The sequence below is a fragment of the Pseudomonas sp. C9-3 genome (assembly GCF_032392015.1).
In the GTDB taxonomy this organism is placed as follows: domain Bacteria; phylum Pseudomonadota; class Gammaproteobacteria; order Pseudomonadales; family Pseudomonadaceae; genus Pseudomonas; species Pseudomonas nitroreducens.
On the sequence record NZ_CP135919.1, the window covers coordinates 3,957,373 to 3,981,373 of the forward strand.

At 64.8% G+C, this 24,001-nt stretch carries 21 protein-coding genes; 3 read left to right on the forward strand and 18 right to left on the reverse strand.

Annotated features, from left to right (window positions below; genetic code table 11):
• Positions 1 to 33: 33 nt before the first annotated feature.
• The 6 genes from RS899_RS17915 to RS899_RS17940 form a co-directional block, all read right to left on the reverse strand.
• Positions 34 to 315 carry a hypothetical protein gene (locus RS899_RS17915; protein ID WP_054907334.1) on the reverse strand — a complete coding sequence of 94 codons (282 nt, stop codon included), beginning with the start codon at positions 313 to 315 and terminating at the stop codon, positions 34 to 36.
• A 9-nt stretch (positions 316 to 324) separates the two neighbouring features.
• Positions 325 to 1,671, reverse strand: a complete 1,347-nt coding sequence (gene astB, locus RS899_RS17920) for an N-succinylarginine dihydrolase (RefSeq protein WP_315807719.1) — start codon at positions 1,669 to 1,671, stop codon at positions 325 to 327.
• Complete coding sequence (gene astD, locus RS899_RS17925; protein ID WP_315807720.1) at positions 1,671 to 3,137, reverse strand: succinylglutamate-semialdehyde dehydrogenase; 1,467 nt, start codon at positions 3,135 to 3,137, stop codon at positions 1,671 to 1,673. Before astD ends, astB begins: the two co-directional genes overlap by 1 nt.
• 25 nt (positions 3,138 to 3,162) lie before the next feature.
• Positions 3,163 to 4,182 carry an arginine N-succinyltransferase gene (astA, locus tag RS899_RS17930; RefSeq protein WP_315807721.1) on the reverse strand — a complete coding sequence of 340 codons (1,020 nt, stop codon included), beginning with the start codon at positions 4,180 to 4,182 and terminating at the stop codon, positions 3,163 to 3,165.
• Between the two features lie 11 nt (positions 4,183 to 4,193).
• Positions 4,194 to 5,210 (reverse strand): arginine/ornithine succinyltransferase subunit alpha, encoded by a 1,017-nt coding sequence (aruF, locus tag RS899_RS17935; protein ID WP_054907242.1) that lies wholly within the window; start codon positions 5,208 to 5,210, stop codon positions 4,194 to 4,196.
• A 152-nt stretch (positions 5,211 to 5,362) separates the two neighbouring features.
• Positions 5,363 to 6,583 (reverse strand): aspartate aminotransferase family protein, encoded by a 1,221-nt coding sequence (locus RS899_RS17940; RefSeq protein ID WP_169940019.1) that lies wholly within the window; start codon positions 6,581 to 6,583, stop codon positions 5,363 to 5,365.
• A 433-nt stretch (positions 6,584 to 7,016) separates the two neighbouring features.
• Here RS899_RS17940 and RS899_RS17945 point away from each other — a divergent pair, with 433 nt between their 5' ends.
• Entirely contained in the window at positions 7,017 to 7,244 is a 228-nt protein-coding gene (locus RS899_RS17945; protein WP_315807722.1) for a hypothetical protein, read from the forward strand.
• Positions 7,245 to 7,337: 93 nt separating this feature from the next.
• Here the strand turns inward: RS899_RS17945 and argR are convergent, their stop codons facing one another.
• The 11 genes from argR to RS899_RS18000 all read right to left on the reverse strand — a co-directional run bounded on the left by argR (position 7,338) and on the right by RS899_RS18000 (position 19,424).
• Positions 7,338 to 8,321, reverse strand: coding sequence for a transcriptional regulator ArgR (gene argR / locus RS899_RS17950; protein WP_315807723.1), 984 nt, complete (start codon positions 8,319 to 8,321; stop codon positions 7,338 to 7,340).
• A 37-nt stretch (positions 8,322 to 8,358) separates the two neighbouring features.
• Positions 8,359 to 9,123 carry an arginine/ornithine transport ATP-binding protein AotP gene (gene aotP / locus RS899_RS17955; RefSeq protein ID WP_024766334.1) on the reverse strand — a complete coding sequence of 255 codons (765 nt, stop codon included), beginning with the start codon at positions 9,121 to 9,123 and terminating at the stop codon, positions 8,359 to 8,361.
• Positions 9,124 to 9,140: 17 nt separating this feature from the next.
• Positions 9,141 to 10,253, reverse strand: coding sequence for a succinylglutamate desuccinylase/aspartoacylase family protein (locus RS899_RS17960; protein WP_054907239.1), 1,113 nt, complete (start codon positions 10,251 to 10,253; stop codon positions 9,141 to 9,143).
• Positions 10,254 to 10,263: 10 nt separating this feature from the next.
• Positions 10,264 to 10,962 (reverse strand): ABC transporter permease, encoded by a 699-nt coding sequence (locus RS899_RS17965; protein WP_037017106.1) that lies wholly within the window; start codon positions 10,960 to 10,962, stop codon positions 10,264 to 10,266.
• A gap of 16 nt (positions 10,963 to 10,978) precedes the next feature.
• On the reverse strand, positions 10,979 to 11,668 hold the full coding sequence (locus RS899_RS17970; protein WP_054907238.1) for an ABC transporter permease: 690 nt from the start codon (positions 11,666 to 11,668) through the stop codon (positions 10,979 to 10,981).
• 140 nt (positions 11,669 to 11,808) lie between these two features.
• A complete protein-coding gene (locus tag RS899_RS17975) occupies positions 11,809 to 12,588 on the reverse strand; it encodes an ABC transporter substrate-binding protein (RefSeq protein WP_054907237.1) in 780 nt (259 codons plus the stop codon).
• Between the two features lie 573 nt (positions 12,589 to 13,161).
• Positions 13,162 to 15,117: an acetate--CoA ligase gene (acs, locus tag RS899_RS17980; RefSeq protein WP_045210102.1), complete on the reverse strand. Its 1,956-nt coding sequence runs from the start codon at positions 15,115 to 15,117 to the stop codon at positions 13,162 to 13,164.
• 150 nt (positions 15,118 to 15,267) lie between these two features.
• A complete protein-coding gene (gene dctM / locus RS899_RS17985; RefSeq protein WP_054907235.1) occupies positions 15,268 to 16,548 on the reverse strand; it encodes a C4-dicarboxylate TRAP transporter large permease protein DctM in 1,281 nt (426 codons plus the stop codon).
• A complete protein-coding gene (locus RS899_RS17990; protein WP_315807724.1) occupies positions 16,545 to 17,183 on the reverse strand; it encodes a TRAP transporter small permease in 639 nt (212 codons plus the stop codon). The genes dctM and RS899_RS17990 overlap by 4 nt, the downstream gene beginning before the upstream one ends.
• Positions 17,184 to 17,228: 45 nt before the next feature.
• Positions 17,229 to 18,272: a TRAP transporter substrate-binding protein gene (locus tag RS899_RS17995; RefSeq protein WP_313463465.1), complete on the reverse strand. Its 1,044-nt coding sequence runs from the start codon at positions 18,270 to 18,272 to the stop codon at positions 17,229 to 17,231.
• Between the two features lie 204 nt (positions 18,273 to 18,476).
• Positions 18,477 to 19,424 carry a LysR family transcriptional regulator gene (locus RS899_RS18000; RefSeq protein WP_054907232.1) on the reverse strand — a complete coding sequence of 316 codons (948 nt, stop codon included), beginning with the start codon at positions 19,422 to 19,424 and terminating at the stop codon, positions 18,477 to 18,479.
• 344 nt (positions 19,425 to 19,768) lie between these two features.
• Between RS899_RS18000 and RS899_RS18005 the strand changes: the two genes are divergently transcribed.
• Together RS899_RS18005 and RS899_RS18010 are read left to right on the forward strand one after the other, a co-directional pair.
• Positions 19,769 to 21,916 carry an FUSC family protein gene (locus tag RS899_RS18005; RefSeq protein ID WP_315807725.1) on the forward strand — a complete coding sequence of 716 codons (2,148 nt, stop codon included), beginning with the start codon at positions 19,769 to 19,771 and terminating at the stop codon, positions 21,914 to 21,916.
• 465 nt (positions 21,917 to 22,381) lie between these two features.
• Positions 22,382 to 22,645 (forward strand): DUF2790 domain-containing protein, encoded by a 264-nt coding sequence (locus RS899_RS18010; protein ID WP_024766324.1) that lies wholly within the window; start codon positions 22,382 to 22,384, stop codon positions 22,643 to 22,645.
• A 58-nt stretch (positions 22,646 to 22,703) separates the two neighbouring features.
• Here RS899_RS18010 and RS899_RS18015 read toward each other — a convergent pair whose 3' ends face one another.
• A complete protein-coding gene (locus RS899_RS18015) occupies positions 22,704 to 23,999 on the reverse strand; it encodes a phospholipase (protein ID WP_315807726.1) in 1,296 nt (431 codons plus the stop codon).
• Positions 24,000 to 24,001 lie beyond the last annotated feature (2 nt).

A 24,001-nucleotide genomic window follows, 5' to 3' on the forward strand; every position in this document is an offset into this window, starting at 1 on the left:
GTCCTGCGGCCTGGCCGGCCGTGGACTCCGCGGTCAGTGGTGGTGGTCACATCCACAGTCTGGACCATGTTCGTGGACTTCGGCGGCTTCCAGCTCCAGGCTCAGGCCCAACTGGTTCACCGCCTGCGGGCGCACCACCAGCAGCGGGATCTCGGCATCATCCTCATGGGAGTCGGCGTAGATCACCAGGCCGCCCTTGCCGTCGGCCTCCAGCCACAGCTCGCGGCCTTCCAGGCGGATGGCCAGGCGCGCGGTGTGGGTCTCGCGGCGTTCGCCCTTATTGTCTTCGAGAATCAGCGGGAGGCTTTCGGTCATGTCGTTCACTCAGTTCTGCTGGAAGGGATAAACCGAGCCCAGTTTAAGGATCTGGCTCAATTCATCCAACGCCGTCCGGCACTCGACCAGCAGTTGCGGGTCGGCCAGGTCGGACTCGGCCAGGCGATCGCGGTAATGCTTGTCGACCCAGGTGACCAGGGTGTCGTGCAGGGTCGGGGTCATGATCACGCCGGGATTGACCGCCGCCAGTTCGGTGTCGTTCAGCGCCACGCGCAGCCGCAGACAAGCGGGGCCGCCGCCGTTCTGCATGCTCTGCTTGAGGTCGAACACCTTCACCTCGCGGATCGGGCCGTCCTCGGCCGTCAGGCGCGACAGGTAGTTCCACACGCGCTCGTTCTTGCGGCACTCCTCCGGGACGATCAGCAGCATATTGCCGTCGGCACGGGTGAGCAGCTGGCTGTTGAACAGGTAGGACTTCACCGCGTCCTCGACCGTGACCTGATCGCGCGGCACGCACACGGCCCGGAAGCGGCCGCCACGGCGGCCCAGCTTGTCGTGCAGTTCGGCGAGGACACGCTCGGTGTCGAGGAAGGCGTCTTCGTGGTGGAACAGCACTTCGCCGTTGCCCACGGCAATCACATCGTTGTGGAACACGCCCTGGTCGATCACTGCCGGGTTCTGCTGGGCGTACACCACGCCGTCATCGCCCAGGCCGTGCAGGCGGGCGACCGCCTGGCAGGCTTCCAGGGTCTGCCGTGCCGGGTAGCGCTGCGGCGCCGGGAAGCGGCTGTCGAAAGCGCTGCGGCCGAACACGAAGAACTCCACGCCGGCTTCGCCGTAGGACTTGCAGAAGCGCGTGTGGTTGGCCGCACCCTCGTCGCCGAACTGGGCGACCGCCGGCAGCGCGGCGTGGTGGGCGAAGCGCTGCTCGTCGTTGAACATCGCCGCGAGGATGCGGCTGGTCTGCGGATGCTCGATGGATCGATGGAACTTGCAGTTCAGGTTCGCCGCGGTGAAGTGCACGCGGCCATCGGCGGTGTCGGCACTGGGGCTGACGGTGGCGGCGTTTGCGGTCCACATGCAGGACGCCGAGCTGACCGCGGCCAGCAGCGGCATGGCCTCCTTGGCAGCCTTGGCGATGACTTCCGCATCAGTACCGGAGAAACCCAGGGCGCGCAGCGAGGCGACGGCCGGGCGCTCCTGCGGGGCGAACACGCCCTGCTTGAAGCCCAGTTCCATCAGCGCCTTCATCTTCGACAGGCCCTGTTTCGCCGCTTCGCGCGGGCTGGACGCCGCCTGGCTGTTGCTCTGCGAAGCGACGTTGCCGTAGGACAGGCCGCCGTAGTTGTGCGTCGGTCCGACCAGGCCGTCAAAGTTCATTTCATAGGCGGTCATCACAGGCTCACTCCCGGAGTCAGGGTTGCAGGCAGGCTCAGGCTGTCGCTCTCCAGCGAGGCGACCGGGTACGCGCAGTAGTCGGCTGCGTAGTAGGCGCTCGGGCGGTGGTTACCGGAGGCGCCGATGCCGCCGAATGGCGCGCTGCTGGCGGCGCCGGTCAGCTGCTTGTTCCAGTTGACGATGCCGGCGCGGCTCTCGATGAGGAAGTCCTCATAGCGCTCGCGGGAATCCGACAGCAAGCCGGCGGCCAGACCGTATTGGGTAGCGTTGGCTTCGCGCACAGCCGCGTCGAAGTCGGCGTAGCGGATCACCTGCAGCAGCGGGCCGAAGAACTCTTCGTCCGGGCGCTCGGCCACGGCAGTCACATCGAGAATGCCGGGGGTCAGCAACGCAGCAGTAGCCAACGGCTGGGTCATCGCCAGCAGCGGCTTGGCGCCCTTGGCCAGCAGATTGTCCTGGGCCTTGATCAGGTGTTCGGCGGCCGCGAGGGAGATCACCGAACCCATGAAGGGCGCCGGCTGCTCGTCGAAGCGGCCGACCTTGATGGTCGAGGCCACGGCCACCAGGCGCTCCAGCAGCGCGTCACCCCAGGCGCCCTGCGGCACCAGCAGGCGGCGGGCGCAGGTGCAGCGCTGGCCGGCGGAAATGAAGGCGGACTGGATGATGGTGTAGACGGCGGCGTCGACGTCTTTCACTTCGTCGACCACCAGCGGGTTGTTGCCGCCCATTTCCAGCGCGAGGATCTTCTGCGGGCGACCGCCGAACTGGCTGTGCAGCAGGTTGCCGGTGCGGCTGGAGCCGGTGAAGAACAGGCCGTCGATGTCGTCGTTGCTTGCCAGCGCCACGCCGGTATTGCGGGCGCCCTGGACCAGGTTGATCACGCCAGCGGGAATACCCGCCTCGATCCAGGCCTGCAGGGTCAGCTCGGCCACTTTCGGAGTCAGCTCACTGGGCTTGAACACCACGGCGTTGCCCGCCAGCAGCGCCGGCACGATATGGCCGTTGGGCAGGTGGCCGGGGAAGTTGTACGGGCCGAACACAGTAACCACGCCGTGCGGCTTGTGGCGCAGCACGGCGGTGGCGTCGGCCAGCGGGCCGCTCTTCTCGCCAGTACGCTCACGGAAGGCCTGGACCGAGATGGCGACCTTGTTGACCATGCTGGTCACTTCGGTGGCGGCTTCCCACAGCGGCTTGCCGGTTTCCTCGCCGATGGCGCGGGCCAGTTCCTCGGAACGGCCTTTCAGCGCAGCAGCGAAGCCCTCCAGCACGGCGATGCGCTCTTCCACCGGGCAGCGCGCCCAGGCCGGGAAGGCGTTGCGTGCGGCAGCGACAGCAGCGGCGACCTGCTGCTCGGAGGCGGCACGGCCGGACCAGACCACGGCCTGGCTGACCGGGCAGAGCGATTCCAGCGGCTCGCCTTCGCCCGCCAGCCACTGGCCGGCAATGTAGTGGGTATTCATCATCAGGCTCCCCTGACGCCGGGCGGCGTCAGTTGCGTTTTCCGGAGAGAGGCACCGCGCGGACCGAGGCCCCGGCGGACAGGCGCAGGCGCTTGGCAGTCTGCGCGTCGACCACCAGCGAACCAGCGGCCAGGCGCGCGGGCGCGGCGGTGATGCGGCACTCCTCGCGCTTGCGGTTGTGGATCAGGAAGGGCTCGGCGTCATCGCCCGGCGTGCCGATGGCCAGCACCAGGTTCTGGCTGTCGGCGATGGCGCGGATTTTCTCGGTCGGCGCCTCGATGGCGGGGCCGGCGTCGAAGATGTCGACGTAACCCTGGTAGCTGAAGCCCTCGGCCTTGAGCATGGCCAGCGCAGGCTCGGTGTCCGGGTGGACGCGGCCGATCACTTCACGCGCATCCTCGGAGAGGAAGCAGCTGTAGAGCGGGAACTTGGGCATCAGCTCGGCGATGAAGGCCTTGTTGCCCACCCCGGTCAGGTAGTCGGCCTGGCTGAATTCCATCTTGAAGAAATGCCGGCCCAGGCTTTCCCAGAACGGCGAACGGCCAGCCGAGTCGGACATGCCGCGCATCTCGGCGATCACCTTGTCGCCGAACAGCTCGCGGAACTCGGCAATGAACAGGAAGCGCGCCTTGGACAGCAGACGACCGTTCAGGCCGGCGCGATGGTCAGCATGCAGGAACAGCGAGCACAGCTCGGACTGGCCGGTGAGGTCGTTGGCCAGGAACAGCGTGGGAATTTCGCGGTGGATACCCAGCTCTTGCGAGGCGCTGACGGTCAGGCCGACGCGGTAGTTGTACCAGGGCTCGCGCAGGCCAACAGCACCGGCGACGGCGGAAATCCCCACCACCTTGCCGTCGTCGTTTTCGAGGACGAACAGGTAGTCGGCATCGGCGCGCTCGGCCTCGCCGCGGAAGGCTTTTTCGGCCCAGTTCACGCGGTGCTGCAGGCGTTGTTCATTGGCCGGCAGTGTGGTCAGGCCGGTGCCGGTGCTGCGCGCCAGATCGAAAAGAGCCGGCAGGTCGGCGCTGGTTACGGGACGGACGATCATGCTCTCTCCCCTCAGATCGCAACCAGGCGCACGCTGGCGCCCTCGCCGATGCCCAGGGCTTCGGCGGCTTGCTGGTTCAGAGTCACGGGCTTGCCCGGTACCCAATCGAGTTCGACGACGATGGCGCGGAAATCCTGCAACTGACCGTTGGTCACCAGGTAACCGCGATTGCCCTTGCCACCTTCACCGATGCGCACTGGCACCTGGCGGCTCTGAGCGATGGAACGGATGCCCGAGGTGCGCGCGTGCAGTGCCGGGCCGCCGTCGAAGATGTCGACGTAGTTGTCGGATTCGAAGCCGTCGCGCATCAGGATGTCGAAGGTGATCTGCGCGCGCGGATGCACCTGGCCCATGGCCTCCTGCGCGTCATCCGGCAGCAGCGGCACATAGATCGGGTAATGCGGCATCAGTTCGGCGAGGAAGGTGCGGCTCTTCAGCCCCGAGAGCTTCTCGGCCTCGGTGTAGTCGAGGTCGAAGAAGTTGCGCCCGATGGCGTTCCAGAACGGCGACTGGCCCTGCTCGTCGCTGTAGCCGACGATCTCCACCACCACCGCGTCGGCGAAGCGCTCCGGGTGGCTGGCCATGAACAGCAGGCGGCCACGGGAGTTGAGCTCGGCGATCGGCGTGTTCACCAGCTCGCGCTCGACGTAGAAGCTGGTCAGCAGGCTGTTGCCAGTAAGGTCGTGGCACAGCGAGAGGACGTGGATCTTGTTGTGGATCTTCAGCTCGCGGGAAGCGTGCACGAAGGTCTCGTTGCGGAAGCTGTAGAACGGCTCGGAGAAACCCGCCGAGGCGACGATGGCCGAGCAGCCGACCAGCCGGCCGGTGTCGGTGTCTTCCAGCACGAAGAAATAGCTTTCTTCACCGTTGAAGCTCACTTCGGCGGCAAACGAGGCCTCCGAGGCGAGGATCTTCTCGCGCAGGCGTTCCGCGTCGTCCGGCAGCGACGTGACGCCGACCGGGCTGTCCGCGGCGAGACGCTGCACTTGCTGCAGGTCGGCCACTTGGGCGGGGCGCATCACCAGCATGGCGTCACTCCTCTAACCAGACAAAATTCGTGATTGGCAGGCGCGACACAACCCGTGCCGCACTCATCAGGGCATTCGAAAGCACCAGCCGGGACGATCCGGCCGGCTAAACGGCGAGGCGCAGGCCCCGCCGATTCAGCGTAGCCGGGGGATCAGCCGCGGGTCAGCTTGGCGATGGCACGCTCGAGGCGATCCAGGCCTTCGTCGATGTCGGCGTCCGGGATCACCAGGCTGGGCGCGAAGCGCACCACGTCCGGGCCGGCCTGCAGGACCATCACGCCTTCCTTCTCGGCGGCGTTGAGCACGTCCTTGGCCTTGCCCTTGAAGGCGTCGTTGAGCACCGCGCCGATCAGCATGCCCATGCCGCGCACCTGGGTGAAGATGCCGTACTCGGCGGCGATCTTCTCCAGGCGGACCTTGAAGCGCTCGTGCTTGGCCTTTACGCCTTCGAGCACTTCCGGGGTGTTGATCACGTCGAAGGCGGCGCCAGCGACCGCACACGCCAGCGGGTTGCCGCCGTAGGTGGTGCCGTGGGTGCCGACGACCAGGTGCTCGGCGATCTTCGCGGTGGTCAGCATGGCGCCGATCGGGAAGCCGCCGCCCAGGCCCTTGGCGCTGGAGAGGATGTCCGGGTTCACGCCGTAGTACTGGTGGGCGTAGAGGTAGCCGATACGACCGAAGCCGCTCTGCACTTCATCGAAGATCAGCAGCGCATTGTTCTCGTCGCACAGCTTGCGCACGCCTTCCAGGTAGGCTTGGTCGGCCGGCAGCACGCCGCTCTCGCCCTGCACCGGTTCGATGATCACGGCGCAGGTCTTGTCGGAGATGGCTGCCTTGAGGGCTTCCAGGTCGTTGAACGGAATGTGGGTGATGCCTTCGACCTTCGGGCCGAAACCATCGGAATACTTGGCCTGGCCGCCGACGTTGACGGTGAACAGGGTGCGGCCATGGAAGCTGTTGACCATCGAGATGATCTCGTACTTCTCGGGGCCATGGACGTCATGGGCGTAACGGCGAGCCAGTTTCAGCGCGGCCTCGTTGGCCTCGGCGCCGGAGTTGGCGAAGAACACGCGCTCGGCGAAGGTGGCGTCGATCAGCTTCTTGGCCAGGCGCAGGGCCGGCTCGTTGGTGAACACGTTGGAGACGTGCCAGATCTTGCCGGCCTGCTCGGTCAGCGCCTGCATCAGCGCCGGGTGGGTGTGACCCAGCGAGCTCACCGCAATACCACCCGCGAAGTCCACCAGCTCTCGGCCGCTCTGATCCCAGACTCGCGAGCCTTCGCCACGCACCGGAATGAAAGCCGCCGGCGAATAGTTGGGAACCATGACCTGGTCGAAGTCGGAGCGTTGGACCTGAGCTTGCGGAGCGGACATCGGTGTTCTCCTGCCTGGTGAGGCGGCTATCGATGAATGGATTGTAGGGACGATCAGCGGGCCGTCATTGCCGCCATGCGACAACTTGTTATAGCGCCAACCCGCGAATTGCCGAGGCTTACGGAAATGCGACAGAAAGCGTCGGGAAGGCGCAGTGTAAGGCCTGCGAACTGCTGCGGGTACCAACGCGCGTGGAATTTGTTCGCTCGGCGAAGGAGCGAAACGGGAATAAGACGGGAGCGGCTTTTCATGTAGGAGCGAGCTTGCTCGCGAACGCTCTTACCGGCCACACCGGCGTCAGGCGGTTCGCGAGCAAGCTCGCTCCTACATAAAGGCGAATCACAGCTATAAACCGTGCAGCGAACGGCGGCTAACCTACCCCAGGCTATTTGCCCCACGGCGCTAGCACTTACTACCAATGGATGGAAGAACCATGCTGATCAATGGAATCGAATACGGGATTCAATTCGCCTCCGACATGAACCCACGAGACGGGCTGGGACTGGAGTGCTGCATCAACAATGTGCCGATTCTGGAAATATTCCGGGACGACGAAAACAAACGATACGTCGTGAACCTGTTTCAGCAAGATGTTCCGCTGGAAGTCCTCGAAGCCCTCATCCCCACGGCACGGGCAGAATTGGGCGATTTCCTACCGTAGGTCTGTAGGGCGAATGACGCGCCAGCGTTATCCGCCGTGCCAAGAACGGCGGATAACCTGTTCCAGGTTACTCGCCCTACAGGAGTAAGAAAGTCAGCCGCGTTCAGCGGCGACCGGTGCGGCTTCGGCAACGCCCTGCCCGCGGCGCTGGTTGCGGTCTTCGCGCGGGGTCACGCCGAAGAAGTTGCGGTAGGCGCTGGAGAAGTGCGGGCCGCTGGAGAAGCCGCAGGACAGGCCGATCTGGATGATCGACTTGCTGGTCTGCATGAGCATCTGCCGCGCGCGGTTCAGGCGCAGTTCCAGGTAGTACTGGCTCGGCACGCGGGTCAGGTATTGCTTGAAGATGCGCTCCAGCTGGCGGCGCGAGACGCACACATGCTGGGCGATCTCGTCGGTGGTCAGCGGCTCTTCGATGTTCGCCTCCATCAGCAGCACCGCCTGGGTGAGCTTCGGGTGGCTGGAACCGAGGCGGTTCTTCAGCGGGATGCGCTGGCGTTCGGAGCCTTCGCGGATGCGCTCCACCACCAACTCTTCCGATACCGCGCCAGCCAGTTCCGCGCCGTGGTCGCGGGACAGCACGGCCAGCAGCAGGTCGAGCACCGCCATGCCGCCACAGGCGCTCAGGCGGTCGCGATCCCACTCGAACAGGTGGTTGGTGGCGATGACCTTGGGGTAACGCTCGGTGAAGTCGTCGTGCCAGCGCCAGTGCACGGCGGCGCGGTAACCATCGAGCAGGCCGAGCTGCGCCAGCGGGTAGATGCCGGCGGACAGCGCGCCAATGCTCACGCCACTGCGCGACAGCTGCTTGAGCACGGCGCCCAGCGGCGCGGAGACCGTCTGGGGAATCTCGTCGGCGACCAGGAAGATACGCTGGCACTGTTCCAGCACACCGTTCCAGGACTGCCCCGGCAGGCGCCAGCCATCCGCTTCGGCCACCGGCTCGGCGCTCATGAACACCGGTTCGTAGAGCGCTTCAGGGTGCAGCCGGCGGGCGACCCGCAGGGCCTCCTCGGCCAGCGCGAGGGTCAGCGCCCGCGTGTGCGGCCAGAGCAGGAATCCGATGCGTTGTGCGGTCATGCGGCAGGTTTACCCAACGGTGCGAATGACAGACAGCTTACTTCAAGCTGCCGGAAAGGAACTGCTTGAGGCGTTCCGATTGCGGATTGGCGAGGACTTCCCTCGGGCAGCCCGTCTCTTCCACCAGACCCTTGTGCAGGAACACCAGCTGATTGGAGACCTCGCGAGCGAAGCCCATCTCGTGGGTCACCACCACCATGGTGCGGCCTTCCTGCGCCAGGTCCTGCATGACCTTCAGCACTTCGCCGACCAGCTCGGGGTCGAGCGCCGAAGTCGGCTCGTCGAACAGCATCACTTCCGGCTCGACCGCCAGCGCACGGGCAATCGCCACGCGCTGCTGCTCGCCGCCGGACATGTGTGCGGGATAGGCGTCCTTGCGGTGCGCCACACCAACTTTCGCCAGGTAGTGCTCGGCCTTCTCCAGCGCCTCTTTCTTCGACACGCCAAGCACATGGACCGGCGCTTCGATGACGTTCTCCAGGGCGCTCATGTGCGACCACAGGTTGAAGTGCTGGAACACCATCGACAGGCGCGAGCGCATGCGCTGCAGCTGCTTGGCATCGGCGGCCTTGAGCGCACCGTCCTTGTTCGGGGTGAGCTTGAGCTCTTCGCCGTTGAGCAGGATCTTGCCGGCGTGGGGCTGCTCCAGCAGGTTGATGCAGCGCAGGAAGGTGCTCTTGCCCGAGCCGGAGGAGCCGATGATGCTGATCACGTCGCCTGCCTTGGCCGCCATGGAGACGCCCTTGAGCACCTCGTGGGTGCCGTAGCGCTTGTGCAGGTCCTGGATTTCAAGTTTGTACATGGTGTCGGTTCTCGAATTCAGTCGTTGATCAGCCGGCCCTTGCGGAACGGCTCACGCCCGGCCACCTTGGCCAGCCAAAGCCCTGGCTGGGCGTAGCGCCCACGCTCGATGGCGAACAGCACGCCGGAGGTCCCGGCGCGTACGGTGCTGACCTTGTCGTTCAGCGGGTCGACCACTTCGAACAGCGCGTCGCCCTTCTCCACCCACTCCCCCGCCTTGCGCAGGTAGCTCACGACACCGACGTGGGGCGCGTAGAGGTATTCGGTACCTTCGAAGGGCATGCCTTCGCAGCACTCGGCCGGAGCCGCCGGCCAGTCGCCGGCGATCAGGCCCTGCTCGGCCAGGAAGCCGAGGATGGCTTCGCAATTGTCCTGCGCCTGGTCGACGCGGGTATCGCCTACGCCGCCCAGCTCAACGGTAGTCGCCAGGCACGCCAGCGGAATCGCTGCCTGCGGGAACGCTTGCGCCAGGCGCAGCCAGGGCAGCGAGCAGGACTCGTCGAAGGAGCTGCCGCCGGAATCTTCGGCGAGCAGCGCCACGCCCGCCTTCAGGCGCGCGGCCAGGGACTTCCAGCGCGGCCAGTGCTGCGGGATCGCGTAGACATGGATAGCGGCGTCGAAGTCGCAGTGCAGGTCGAGTACGACCTCGGCATCACAGGCGTGGCGCAGCAGGATGCGCTGCATGCCCTGCAGCTCGGACGAGGCCGGCGGCAGTGCATCGAGGCTGTCGCGCATGGCCTGGCGGATCAGCTCGACGTTGGCGGCTTCGTCAGCGCCCAGCTTTTCGCCGACACGCTCGGCAACCAGAGCGCTCAGCTCGACGAAATCGCGGTTGAAGTTCTTCCCGCTGGCGAACTCGAAACGGCCCAGATGGCTGGCCTGCAGGGTCTGGCCCAGGCCGATGGGGTTGGCCACCGGCACCAGTTCGACAACGCAGTTCAGTTGCCCGCGCGACTCGAGGTCGGCCAGGCGCTGCTTGAGCTCCCAGGCAGTGCGCATGCCCGGCAACTCGTCGGCGTGCAGGCTGGACTGGATATAGACCTTGCGCGGGCCCTTGCCGTAGCGGAATACGCTCAGGCGACGTTCGCTGCCCAGGCTGCTCCACGGCAGCAGATGATCGATACGTTCCATGGTCGTTTCCTCAGTGCTTGCGCGGCGCGAGATAGGCCAGCCAGCGGCGCTCGGCCAGCTTGAACAGGCGCACCAGGGTGAAGGTCATGATCAGGTAGAAGATGCCGGCGGTAATGAACGCCTCGAACGGCAGGTAGTACTGCGAGTACACGGTGCGCGCGGCGCCGGTGATATCCACCAGGGTGACGATGGACGCCAGGCTGGTGGTCTGCAGCATCATGATCACTTCGTTGCTGTACTGCGGCAGCGCGCGGCGCAGGGCCGAGGGCAGCAGGATGCGGCGATACATCTTCAGGCGCGACATGCCCATGGCCTTGGCCGCTTCGATTTCGCCATGCGGCGTGGCGCGAATGCTGCCGGCGAGGATCTCGGCGGTGTAGGCGCTGGTGTTGATGGCGAATGCGGCGCAGGCGCAGAAGGTGGCGTTGGACAGCCACGGCCAGAGGAAGCTTTCGCGCACCACGGCGAACTGCGCCAGGCCGTAATAGATGAGGAACAGCTGCACCAGCATCGGGGTGCCGCGGATCACGTAGGTGTAGAGCCAGGCGGGCAGGTTCACCGCCGGGTTCTTCGAACAGCGCATCAGCGCCAGCGGCACCGCCGCGAGCAGGCCGAAGAACAGCGAGATGGCCAACAGCTTGAGGGTCACCAGCAGGCCGCTGAAGTAGAGCGGCAGGCTGTCCCAGATGACGGAGAAGTCGAAGATCATGATCAGGCTCCCGGTCTCAAAGCTCGGCGACTTTCACGCCGACCGAATAGCGGCGTTCGAGCATGCGCAGCAGCACCAGGGAAACGCTGGTCACCACCAGGTACAGCGCCGCCACGGCGAGGAAATAGGTAAAGGGTTCGCGGGTGGCGTCCGAGGCTTGCTTGGCCTTGAACATCATGTCCTGCAGGCCGACCACGGAGATCAGCGCGGTGGCCTTGACCAGCACCAGCCAGTTGTTGGTGAAGCCCGGAATGGCCAGGCGGATCATCTGCGGCACCTGGATGCGGAAGAACACCTGTAGCGGGCTCATGCCATAGGCGAAGCCGGCCTCGCCCTGCCCTTTGGGGATCGCCATGAAGGCGCCACGGAAGGTTTCGGACAGGTAGGCGCCGAAGATGAAGCCCAGGGTGCCGACGCCAGAGGCGAACGGGTTGAGATCGATGTAGTCGTCATAGCCGACCATCGGCGCGACCCAGTTCACCGCAGCCTGGCCGCCGTAGAAGATCAGCAGGATCAGCACCAGGTCCGGCACGCCGCGGATCACGGTGGAATAGAGGTCGCCGCACCAGGCCAGCCACTTCACCGGCGACAGGCGGATGGCCGCGCCGAGCAGGCCCAACGCGATTGCCAGGGCCATCGACAGCAGGGACAGCTGAAGCGTCAGCCAGGCACCATCGACGATGGTGGCTCCGTAGCCATTGAACATAGTTTCGCACCTCTAGACCGGAAGCCGCCCGCAACCGCACGGACGCTGCAGGGCGCCCGCCACCTGACGGATCACCCCCAATAAAAAAGTGGCACAAACATCAGGACCGGGCCTGGGTCTGTGCCACTTCTGGACGTGGATCAGTTCTCGCCGTAGACGTCGAACTTGAAGTACTTGTCCTGTACTTCCTTGTACTTGCCGTTGGCACGGATGCCGGCGATGGCCGCGTTGAATTTCTCGGCCAGGGCGGTATCGCCCTTGCGCACGGCGATACCGGCGCCACCACCGAAGTACTTCGGATCGTTGTATTCCGGACCTACGAAGGCGTAGCCCTTGCCGGCGTCGGTTTTCAGGAAACCGTCGTCGAGGTTGACCGAGTCGGCCATGGTCGCGTCGATGCGGCCAGAGACCAGGTCCATGTTGGCTTCGTTCTGCGAGTTGTAGCGCACCACTTCGATGCCGGCCGGGGCCAGGACATCGGTGGCGTAGCGGTCATGGGTCGAAGCGCGCAGCACACCGACCTTCTTGCCCTTCAGGTCGACCAGCGGGTCGTTCAGGGTCACGCCTTCCTTCATCACGAAGCGCGCGGGGGTGTGGTAGTACTTGTTGGTGAAGTCGACGGACTTCTTGCGCTCGTCGGTGATGGTCATGGACGAGAGAATGGCGTCGATCTTGCGGACCTTCAGCGCCGGGATCAGGCCATCGAACTCCTGCTCGACCCAGGTGCACTTGACCTTCATCTCTTCGCACAGTGCGTTGCCGATATCCACGTCGAAACCGGCGAGCTTGCCGTCAGGAGTCTTGAAGGAGAAAGGCGGATAACCGGCTTCGATGCCGATGCGGACCGGCTTGTCGTCAGCGTGGGCAACCAGGGAAAGCGCGGACAGGGCCAGCGCACCGAGAAGTGCAAACTTCTTCATCAGTAACTCCTTCGAGGGTAGGACTTCGATTGGCAGGAGAAAGGGGTTGGCCCAGGCTGCCCGTGCAGAAGTGAAGGTTATTGTTCGTCTGCGCATTGCCGGCGCGATTCTTGTGAAAAGCGCGCCTACCGGGGTGAGCGGCATTCTAGCGACAGCCCCGGAGCGGTTATTTCTTCAATGCGACAAGTAATTATAGAAGCGCCGGAGACAGAGCCCCGGCGGCTTGACGGCGCGGATTTTACGTGATCTGAAAGCGAGTAGTAAAACCCAATTTACTTGCAGAAATTGGGCCACAAGCACCCGACTCCAGGTCCTGCGCGGGGTGCGCGATATTGACTCATTCCGCGGAGACAGAAAAGTCGCACCGAAGCTGTGCGAATTGTTTCCTGGCGCCTCATTTTGTCGCAGGGAAATGTTACCGGTGGGCAGGAAGCACACTGTAGGAGCGAGCTTGCGCGCGAACCGGATTGGCTCGGCGTCATGCGTTCGCGAGCAAGCTCGCTCCTACGAAAAGCCAAAACGCAGAAATGAAAAACGCCCCGGCAAGCGGGGCGTTTTTCATGGAGCCGCAGATCAGGCCGCGCGCATGGCCTGGTGCGTGTCGATGAGGTGCTGAACCACACCCGGATCGGCCAGGGTGGAGATGTCACCCAGGGTGTCGTACTCGGCCGTGGCGATCTTGCGCAGGATGCGGCGCATGATCTTGCCCGAGCGGGTCTTCGGCAGGCCGGGCGCCCACTGGATCACGTCCGGAGTGGCGATAGGGCCGATTTCCTTGCGCACCCAGGCACGCAGTTCCTGACGCAGTTGCTCGTTGGTTTCCTCACCGGCATTCAGGGTGACGTAGACATAGATGCCCTGCCCCTTGATGTCGTGCGGTACGCCAACCACCGCCGCCTCGGCGACTTTCGGGTGGGCCACCAGGGCGCTCTCGATCTCGGCGGTACCCATGCGGTGGCCGGAGACGTTCAGCACGTCATCGACGCGGCCGGTGATCCAGTAGTAGCCGTCCTCGTCACGACGGGCACCGTCGCCAGTGAAGTACATGCCCTTGAAGGTCTTGAAGTAGGTGTCCACGTAGCGGTCGTGGTCGCCGTACAGGGTGCGCGCCTGACCCGGCCAGGAGTCCAGGATCACTAGGTTGCCCTCGGTAGCCCCTTCCAGGATGTTGCCCAGGTTGTCCACCAGCGCCGGCACCACGCCAAAGAACGGCTTGGCGGCGGAGCCCGGCTTCAGGCCGTGGGCGCCCGGCAGCGGGGTCATCAGGCAGGCGCCGGTCTCGGTCTGCCACCAGGTGTCGACGATCGGGCAGCGCGATTGGCCGACCGTCTCGTAGTACCACTGCCAGGCTTCCGGGTTGATCGGCTCGCCGACCGAACCCAGCAGGCGCAGGCTGGAACCGTCGGCGCCTTCGACTGCGGCCTTGCCCTCGGCCATCATGGCGCGGATGGCGGTCGGTGCGGTGTAGAGGATGTTGACCTTGTGCTTGTCGACGATCTTCGCAACGCGGGAGATGTCCGGGTAGTTCGGTACGCCCTCGAACAGCACGGTGGTCGCGCCATTGGCCAGCGGGCCGTAGACGACATAGGTGTGGCCGGTGACCCAGCCGATGTCGGCGGTGCACCAGAAGACTTCGCCCGGACGGTAGTCGAACACGCGCTCGTGGGTCAGCGAGGCATAGACCAGGTAGCCGCCGGTGGTGTGCAGCACGCCCTTGGGTTTGCCGGTGGAGCCGGAGGTGTAGAGGATGAACAGCGGGTCCTCGGCGCCCATTTCCTTCGGCGCGCAGGTGGAGCCGGCGACCTTCATCAGGTCCTCGAACCACACGTCGCGGTGCTGGTTCCACTTGATGTTCGAGCCGGTGCGCTTGCAGACGATGATCTTCTGCACGCTGTTGGTTTCCGGATTGGTCAGCGCGTCGTCGACGTTGGCCTTGAGCGGGGTCTTCTTGCCGCCGCGCAGACCTTCGTCGGCGGTGATCACCACCTTGGAACGGCAGTCGATGATGCGGCCGGCCAGCGCTTCGGGAGAGAAGCCACCGAACACCACGGAGTGGATCGCGCCAATGCGGGCGCAGGCCAGCATGGCGACCACGGCTTCCGGGATCATCGGCATGTAGATGGTCACCACGTCACCACGGTGCACGTCCTGGCCGCGCAGGGCGTTGGCGAACTTGCAGACTTGCTCGTGCAGCTCGCGGTAGGTGATTTCCTTGTGTTCGGAAGGATCGTCGCCTTCCCAGATGATAGCGAGCTGGTCGCCGCGTTCGGCCAGGTGGCGGTCGAGGCAGTTGTAGGAGAGGTTCAGGGTGCCGTCGGCAAACCACTTGATGTCCACGTGGTGGTCATCGAACGAGGTCTGCTTGACCTTGGTGAACGGCTTGATCCAGTCGATGCGCTGGGCCTGTTCGCGCCAGAAGCCGTCGGGATTGACCACCGACTGCTGGTACAGCTTCTTGTAGGTGGCCTCGTCAGTCAGAGTGGTCGCGGCCACTTCGGGACGCACGGGGTACACGGATGCCGCTGTCATGGCGTTTTACCTCGGTGAAGAGTGTTGTTTTTGTTGCCCTAAGTTGTAACGGCGACACCCTTCCCCGAACCATACGACCATGGTCTTACCAATCCTTAGTCGTAGTGATGAGCCCCATAACTCCTACTGCCATGGGGCCGCGACAACCTGTCACATGCCCAGCGCGTGCGGCAACGCCAGCGAGATGTAGGGCACGTAGGTCACCAGGATCAGGAACAGCAGCAGGATCATCAGCCACGGCAGCGCCGCGCGGATGGTCGAGCCCAGCGGCAACCCGGTGACTGCGGAGGTGACGAACAGATTGAGCCCCACCGGCGGATGGACCAGGCCGATCTCCATGTTCACCACCATGACTATCCCCAGGTGGATCGGGTCGATCCCCAGGCGCATGGCGATGGGGAAGAAGATCGGCGCCAGGATCAGCACGATGGCCGAGGGCTCCATGAAGCTGCCGGCCACCAGCAGCACCACGTTGACCATCAGCAGGAAGCCGATCGGCGTCAGCCCTTCCTGCATCACCCACTCGGTGATCTGCTGGGGAATCTGCTCGGTGGTCAGCACGTGGGCGAAGAGCATGGCGTTGGCGATGATGAACATCAGCATGATGCTCAACCGCCCCGACTCCACCAGCACCTTGGGGCAGTCGCGCAGGCGCATGTCCTTGTAGACGAACAGCGCGACGAAGGCCGAATAGACCGCCGCCACCGCCGCCGCTTCGGTCGGCGTGAACAGCCCGGAGTAGATGCCACCGAGGATGATCACCAGCAGCAGCAACCCCCAGCCGGCACGGCGTGCAGCAGACAGCCACTCGCGCAGGCTGGCGCGCGGCTGTGCCGGAAGATTCTTCACCCGCGCGACGATGTAGATCACCACCATCAGGATCACGCCCAGCAGCAGGCCCGGCACCACGCCAGCGACGAACAGCTTGCCCACCGAAGTCTCGGTGGCGGCGGAGTACACCACCATGACGATCGACGGCGGGATCAGGATGCCCAGGGTCCCGGCGTTGCAGATGATCCCGGCGCCGAACTCGCGCGGGTAACCCGAGCGCACCATACCGGCTACCGCAATCGAGCCCACCGCCGCCACCGTTGCCGGCGACGAACCAGACAACGCGGCGAACAGCATGCACGCCAGCACCGCGGCAATCGCCAGGCCGCCACGGATGTGGCCGACGCAGGCGTTGGCGAAATCGATCAGCCGGCGCGCCACGCCACCGGTGGTCATGAACGCGCCGGAAAGCAGGAAGAACGGGATCGCCAGCAGCGTGTAGGCCTCGGAGGTCTCGAACAGTTTGATCGCCAGCGAGCGCACCGAGTCCGGGCTGAACAGCAGGATCGTCAGTGCGCCGGAAAGCCCCAGGGAAATGGCGATGGGCACGCCGATGAACATGAAGACGAACAGCAGGAGGAACAGCATCATCACGGTCATGGACGGTTCTCCGCGGCTTCTTCGCCAGCCAGTTTCGAGGCCTCCGCAGCCTCGTCGGCAAGGCCCAGGCCGAGCTGGCGGCCGCGCAACAGGTTGACGAGGATTTCCAAGTAACGCAGGAGCACCAGACCGAAGCCGATGGGCACGATCACCGCGATGTAGGCCTGGAGGATGCCGAAGTGGTCGAGGTCTTCCGCACCGATGCCGGCGATGAACAACGTCTTCACCCAGTCGAAGCTGGCGACCATGAACAGCCAGGCGTAGCCCAGGCAGCAGAGGCAGGCGAGCACACCGATGAAACGTTGCACCGGGCGCGGCGCCAGCTTCACCAGCGCGTCCACGCCCAGGTGGCCGGCAGTACGCACGCCGTAGGCGATGCCGAAGAAGATCAGCCAGCCGAACAGGGCCTTGGTCAGCGCGTTGCTCCAGGACATGTCCTGGGCGACGCCGAGGATCGCATCGCCGATGGCATAGAACGGTGCCTGCACGGCGGGCAGGCGATCACCCAGGTCATAGAACAGGGTGAAGACGTTGGTCATCACCACGTAGACGAAGGTCACCAGCGTCATGGTCGCCAGCAGGAAGGCGATGGCGCCCTCCTCGAAGTGGTTCCAGACGCGCACGAGTCGATTCATGGAATAAGCTCCAGAAAGCCCCGCCATCCGGCGGGGCCGGACGGATCAATGGGGACGATTGGAGGCTTCGGCGGCCTGGAGGAAATCGGCGCCGACGTTGTCGCGGAATTTCTGCCACACCGGCTGCATCGCCTCGCGCCACTCGGCGCGCTGCTGCGCGGTGAGCGCGTGGATCTCACTGCCGCCGCTGGCGAGGATGCGCTGGCGGGCGTCACGGTTCAGGCGCTCGGCTTCCAGGTTCACCTGCACGGTGACCTCGGCCATGATCTTCTGCAGCTCGTCGCGGATGTCCGGCGGCAGGCCGTTCCAGAACTTCGCGTTGGTGATCACCATGTAGTCCACCAGCCCGTGGTTGGACTCGGTGAAGTACTTCTGCACCTCGTTGACCTTCTGGCTCTCGTAGTTCGACCAGGTGTTCTCGGTGCCATTCACCACGCCGGTCTGCAGGCCCTGGTAGACCTCGGCGAAGGACATCTTGCGGGAGATGGCGCGCAGCGTGCGGAACTGCTCGTTGAGCACATCCGAGGCCTGCACGCGGAACTTCAGCCCCCGCGCATCGCTTGGCTCCAGCAGCAGGCGGTTGGCCGACAGCTGCTTCATCCCGTTGTGCCAGTACGCCAGGCCGAGGATGCCCTTGCCCTGCATGCTGGTCAGCAGGCTCTGGCCCTGTGGGCTGCGCTGGAAGTTGTCGACGGCCTGGATGTCGTCGAAGAGGAACGGCAGGTCGAAGATCTGCACCTTCTTGGTGTACTGCTCGAACTTGGCCAGGGACGGCGCAAGCATCTGCACGTCGCCCAGCAGCAGGGCTTCCATTTCCTTGCCGTCACCGAACAGCGAGGAGTTCGGGTAGACCTCCACGCGCACCCGGCCGGGCAGGCGCTCTTCGGCCAGGCGCTTGAACATCAGCGCGCCCTGCCCCTTGGGCGTGTTCTCGGCGACCACGTGGGCGAACTTGATCACTATGGGTTCATGAACAGTCGGTTCTTTGGCAGCCTGCGGTTCATCGGCAGCCTGTGTGGCAGTAGCGCAGGCCAACGCCAGGACGGCGAGCAACGCCCGCCCTGTCGATCCGAGCCTCGATCCAAACATCGCGTCACCCTCAATTTGTTCTTGTGCTTGCGAGGTGAGCCTGGGAACAGGCTCGCAGGGAGACTGACGCAAATGCTGGCGTTCGGAGAATTCATCTTTTCCCAAAGCCGCGTTCGAAAAAACGGAACGCCAGATACGAAAAGAAACGCCCGGCAGGGGCCGGGCGCGGAAAGGATCAGCGGCTCAAGGCTGCGGGATGGCGCGTCAGCCCGGCACCCGCGTACGGTGCTCGAGCATCATCCGCTCGTGTTCCTCGAGCATGCCGGGCACACAGTCACGGAGGAACTCCACCCAGGTACGGATCTTCGCGTCGAGGTACTGGCGCGACGGGTACAGCGCGTAGACATTCAGGTGGAACAGGCTGTAGTCGGGCAGCACGCGCACCAGGCTGCCATCCTTGAGCCCTTGCACGGCGGAATACACCGGCAGCGCGCCGATGCCCATGCCGGCGCGTACCGCTTCGGTCATGGCGTCGGCGGTGTTGACCTGGAAGTGGCTGTGGTTGATGCCGACCATTTCCTGGCCATCGGGGCCGTCGAACAGCCACTTGTCCAGCGACATCACCGAGTTCACCAGACGCAGGCAACGGTGATCGGTGAGCTCTGCAAGCTTCTTGGGCATGCCCTGGCGCGCCACGTACTCGGGGGATGCGCAGAGCACGCTGTAGGTCTTGCCGATACGCTTGGAGACGAAGCCCGAGTCCGGCAACTCCTGGGCGATAACCACGGAGATGTCGTAGCCCTCGTCGAGGATGTCGGTGATGCGGTTCGCCAGGGTCAGGTCGAAGGTGACCTCCGGGTAGATCTCGCAGTACTGCGAGATCGCACGGATCAGATAGTGCTGGCCGATGCCGGTCATGGCATGCACCTTCACCTTGCCGTGGGGCCGGGCGTGGGCATCGCCTGCTTCGGCCTCGGCTTCCTCGATGTAACCGAGGATCTGCTGGCAGCGCTGCAGGTAGCGCTGGCCGGCTTCGGTGAGGGCGATGCGGCGGGTAGTACGGTGCAGCAGGCGGGTACGCAGGTGCGCTTCGAGTTTGGCCACCGTCCGCGAGACGTACGCGGTGGTGAGGTCCATGCGCTGGGCGGCAGCAGTGAAGCTGCCGGTCTCGGCGACACAGACAAAAGCACGCATGTTGTGCAGCAGGTCCATCATTTCTCCTGAGAGCCTGTCCACGCCACGGCGGGCGGCCTCTGCAACGGCGCTCGGACGAGCAACGCCTTGTTACAGATTCATGACAGGCGGCGAATTGTCGCATACCTGTCGCGACGGGATTATTGTCCTTTCAGGCAACAATAATTCATCCAACCGTCAGCTTATCCTGCCCCCCGGCGCACTTCTAGAATCGCCGTCCCCAACGCGGTCTACCGCGACACCCCAGGATTCGCACCCGTGCTCCGCCTTTCGTGCAACGTGCCTCCCACTCCTCTGCACCTCGAACTACAGGGTCCTCAAGGCCCGATCCAGCCCGACCACCGCCTGCCGAGATAAGCCTGATGAGCAGTCTGTCCGTGCGCCTGCCCAAGGCCGCCGCGGTGCGTTTCGCCCTGTCCGACTGGGCGCACACCGATGGCGTTACCTGGATGTTCATCCTCAAGACGCTGATCACTGCCTTCACGGCGTTGTGGCTGGCCTACCGTCTGGAGCTGCCGCAGCCCAATACCGTGCTGGTCAGCGCCTTCATCGTGCTGCAGCCGCAGAGCGGCCAGGTGCTGGCAAAGAGTTTCTACCGCATCCTCGGCACGCTGGCCGGGCTCACGGTGATGGTCACCTTCATCGCCCTGTTCGCCCAGGAGCGCGTGCTGTTCCTGCTCTGCGTGGCGATCTGGGTCGGCCTGTGCACCGCCGGTGCGGCACGCTATCGCGACTTCCGCGCCTATGCCTGCCTGCTGGCCGGCTACACCGCCGTGATGATCGGCATTCCCGCCACGCTGCACCCCGAAGGCGCCTTCATGCAGGCGCTGTGGCGGGTGATCGAGATCACCCTGGGGATTCTCTGCACCGGGGTGGTCAGCGCCGTCGTGCTACCGCAGACCAGCACCGCCGCCCTGCGCAATGCGCTGAACACTCGCTTCGGTGACTTCGCCGGCCTCGCCAGCGCCGGCCTCAACGGCACGCTGGAACGCGAGCGCTTCGAACAGGCCAGCGCGCGCATCGCCGCCGAGGTCGTGGGCCTGGAAAGCCTGCGCAACGTCACCGCCTTCGAAGACCCGCACATGCGCCTGCGCAGCGGCCGCCTGGCGCGGCTGAACAGCGAGTTCATGCAGCTGACGACGCGCTTCCACGCCTTGCAGCGCCTGCTCGACCGCCTGCGCGAGCGGCAGGCCAGCAATGTACTGGAAGTGCTGATGCCCTGCCTGATCGATGTCAGCGAATTGCTCGCCAGCTGGCACGGCCGGCCACTCGCCGAAGCGGATGCCGAGCGCCTGAGCGTGCAGCTCGAACTGTGCAAGCATCACCTGATGCCGCGCATCCGCGAAGCCCGTGCCAGCCTCGGCCACACCTGCCCGCGAGAGGCCGACCAGTTGGATTTCGAGACCGCCGCCGAGCTGCTGTTCCGCTTCGTCGACGACATGCACAACTATGCGCAGACCCACGCCTCGCTCGCCGCGCACAAGCACGAGCGCGAGCAGTGGAAGGAGCGCTTCACGCCCAAGGCGAATGCGCTTGCCGCCGCCGTCGCGGGCTTCCGTTGCGCGCTGTTGGTAATCGTCGGCGGTGTGTTCTGGATCGAAACGTCCTGGCTCAGCGGCGCCACCTTCGCGCTGACCTCGGTACTGATCGCAGCGCTCTCCTCCGCCTCACCCAATCCCAAGCGCCTGTCGCTGCAACTGACCCTCGGCACGCTGCTGGGCGCCACGTTGGGCTTCATCCTCACCTTCCGCGTGCTACCGCATATCGACGGCTTCCCGCTGCTGTGCTTCGTGCTCGCCCCGGTGTTCGCCCTCGGCGCCTTCCTGATCACCCGGCCGAAATGGAGCGGCTACGGCGTCGGCCTGCTGGTGTGGTTCTGCATCGCCTCGCTGCCGGCGAACCTGGCGCGCTACGATGCCTACACCTTCATCAACGAATACCTGGCGATGCTGCTGTCGATGGGCATGGCAGTGGTCGCGGCGATCGTCATCCTGCCACCCAACCGGCCATGGTTGTGGGAGCGCCTGGAAGCCGAGCTGCGCCTGCGCGTAGTACGGGTGATCAGCGATCCTCTGAAGGGCCTGTCGTCCAATTTCGAGAGTGGCACCCGCGACCTGCTGAACCAGGCGTATGGGTTATCCACAGGCCGCCCGGACGTGCAACGCCGGCTGCTGCGCTGGACCTTCCAGGTGCAGGAGATCGGCCTGTCGATCATCGAGTTGCGCCGCGAGCAGGAGGCCCTGCCGAAAGAGCCCTGGTACGCCGAGCGCATGCCCTGGCGCCGGGCCATCCGCGCGCTGGGCCGGGCGCTGATCCGGCTGTTCATCCAGCCCAGCGAGAGCAACCGCCAGCGTGCGCTGGCTGCCGTGGAGCACGCGATCCACGCGACCCGCACTACCGACGATCGCCGCCCGCCGCACTTCGATTCCTCGCCCTTGCGCCGCGTGTGCAGCTACCTGCACTTCATCCGCACCTCGCTGCTCGATCCACAGTCGCCCCTGCGCGATTGAGCGGGTCGGGTTCGCGAGCAAGCTCGCTCCTACACAAAAGCCGACGCCCACCTGTAGGAGCGAGCTTGCTCGCGAACCACACGGCACCGAACTTCAGATCGTTTCGTGGGAGCGGACTCCGTCCGCGATTGGCCTGGGGTGCGATGCGGAATCGATCGCGGACGAAGTCCGCTCCTACGCCCCCCTGCAACTGCGTCCCGAAATTGCCAGAGCCTGCGACAACCCGCCGCAAGAACACCCTTGAAACCCGCGTCAATCCTGGATTGTTGCCTCTGAGTACGAAGTCTTGTTGGCGCCTGGATATATGACTCAGGTCAGGCAAATCCTATTATTTCCGTGCTGTTACAGCGCGCGCCGCAACACCACCCAAGACCCGTAATCAACCCCAACGATTCCCGACGCAGCCATCCGCTGAACGTCACGGACCCGTCATGTCCGGACACCGGGAACAAGGCAGGTAAATTCATGAAAGCTGTAGTCATCCTGGCCATGCTGGGCTTCTCTTCGCTCGCCCTGGCCGAGCAGGTGAACGCCGCCGACCAGGCGCCAAGCGCGGCCGTGGAGCAGTACACCTACGACATGAAACTGGACGTCGCCCACGTGATCTCGACCACCGACGTGTCCAACGAGTGCGGCATCGTGCCGGCGCGCATGACCTACGAAGATACCCAGGGTCAGCGCCACACCGTCGAATACCAGGTGTGGGGCAACGGCTGCTCCGGCGGCTAAGCGACTTGTGCAGTTGCGCCGAGGCCCACGCAGCCCCGGCGCAACCGCCAGCCCTCTTTTACGGCTGCAGGGCCGCCTTCGCAATATTGCGACTGTGCGCGCCGAAGTGCCGGATCAATTGCAGAATCTGCTCATCCAACGCCTCATCGTGCCGGAACGGCTCCGGTGAGTTCCCCGCGCTGAAGTCCCCCGCTGGCGCCTTCTCGTTTTCCAGCCAATGGCCGATCGCCGCATCGAACGCCGCCGCATGGGCATGAGATTCGCTCGCTACCACCTCACGCAGGTATTGCGTCGAGTACGGTGGATAAGTGCCGTCAGTACTCACATCCGCATAGGCCGTCAGCAACGGCGACTGCCCGCCCAGGCGCAGCGTCTCGCGCAGCCAGTCCACCTGATAACGCTCCACGCCCGTATGCCGGTCCGCCACGCGCTGGATCGCCGCCTGCTTGTCGGCATCAAAGCCCGCCATGGACTTGCCCGCCGTCCACAGCATGCTGGCGGTGGTCTCGCCCGGCAGCGGCGTCGAGTGATAGGGCTGCGTCATGTCCTGGATGTAATGCATCGCCCAGCCGAGGAAGCGGTAGCCCCAGTACGGGTGCCCCTTGTCGAAGGCAAAACGTGCCAGGCCGAAGAACTGGTACGCGCGCCACTCCGGCCAATTGCGCTCCAGGTACGGTGCGCCGGTGAAGATAATCGCGTCCTCATGGTAGAAGCCCATGTGGAACGGCGCCTGGGAGCTGAACTCGTAGCGCGGGTCGCCGAACGGCTGGGTACCGAAGCCGTAGCGCTGGCCGGCTTCGCCGGGGTTGTCGCTGAACAGATTGATGTCGTGACCGAAGTCCGGCTCGTCGGCAGCGCTGGCCAGCACGTCGATGGCCGGAATCTTCTCGCCAGCCTGCAACTGCACGAAACGCCACTGGTTCCAGCCGGACAGGTTGCGGAACACCAGCACCTCGGCCGGCTGCAACGCCACATGATTCGGCAACTCACCACCAGGCGGAGGCTGCACGGCGGTGGCCAGTTTGATCTCCGGATTCAGGCGCAGCGCCATGAGGAAGGCCTTGCGCAGATCGTCGCGGCCATCCTCGGTGAAGCGCAGGTCATCCGGACGCGGCGGATACTCGCGGAAATGTTCGCGCGCATAGGCTTCCTGCTCGTCCAACAGCTTCACCAGGCCGGCACGCTGCTGGCTGATGAAGCTCTCCAGCGGCTCGACCTCGACGTCCGGCGCCTGGACGACGGCCGGCAACTGCTGCAGGGCGATGTAGCTGCCCAGGGTGTGATTGGACCAAGCCCAGAGACTTTGCGGCAGGACCAGCAGGCCAGCCAGTAGGCAGGTGGAAAGACGCTTCATCG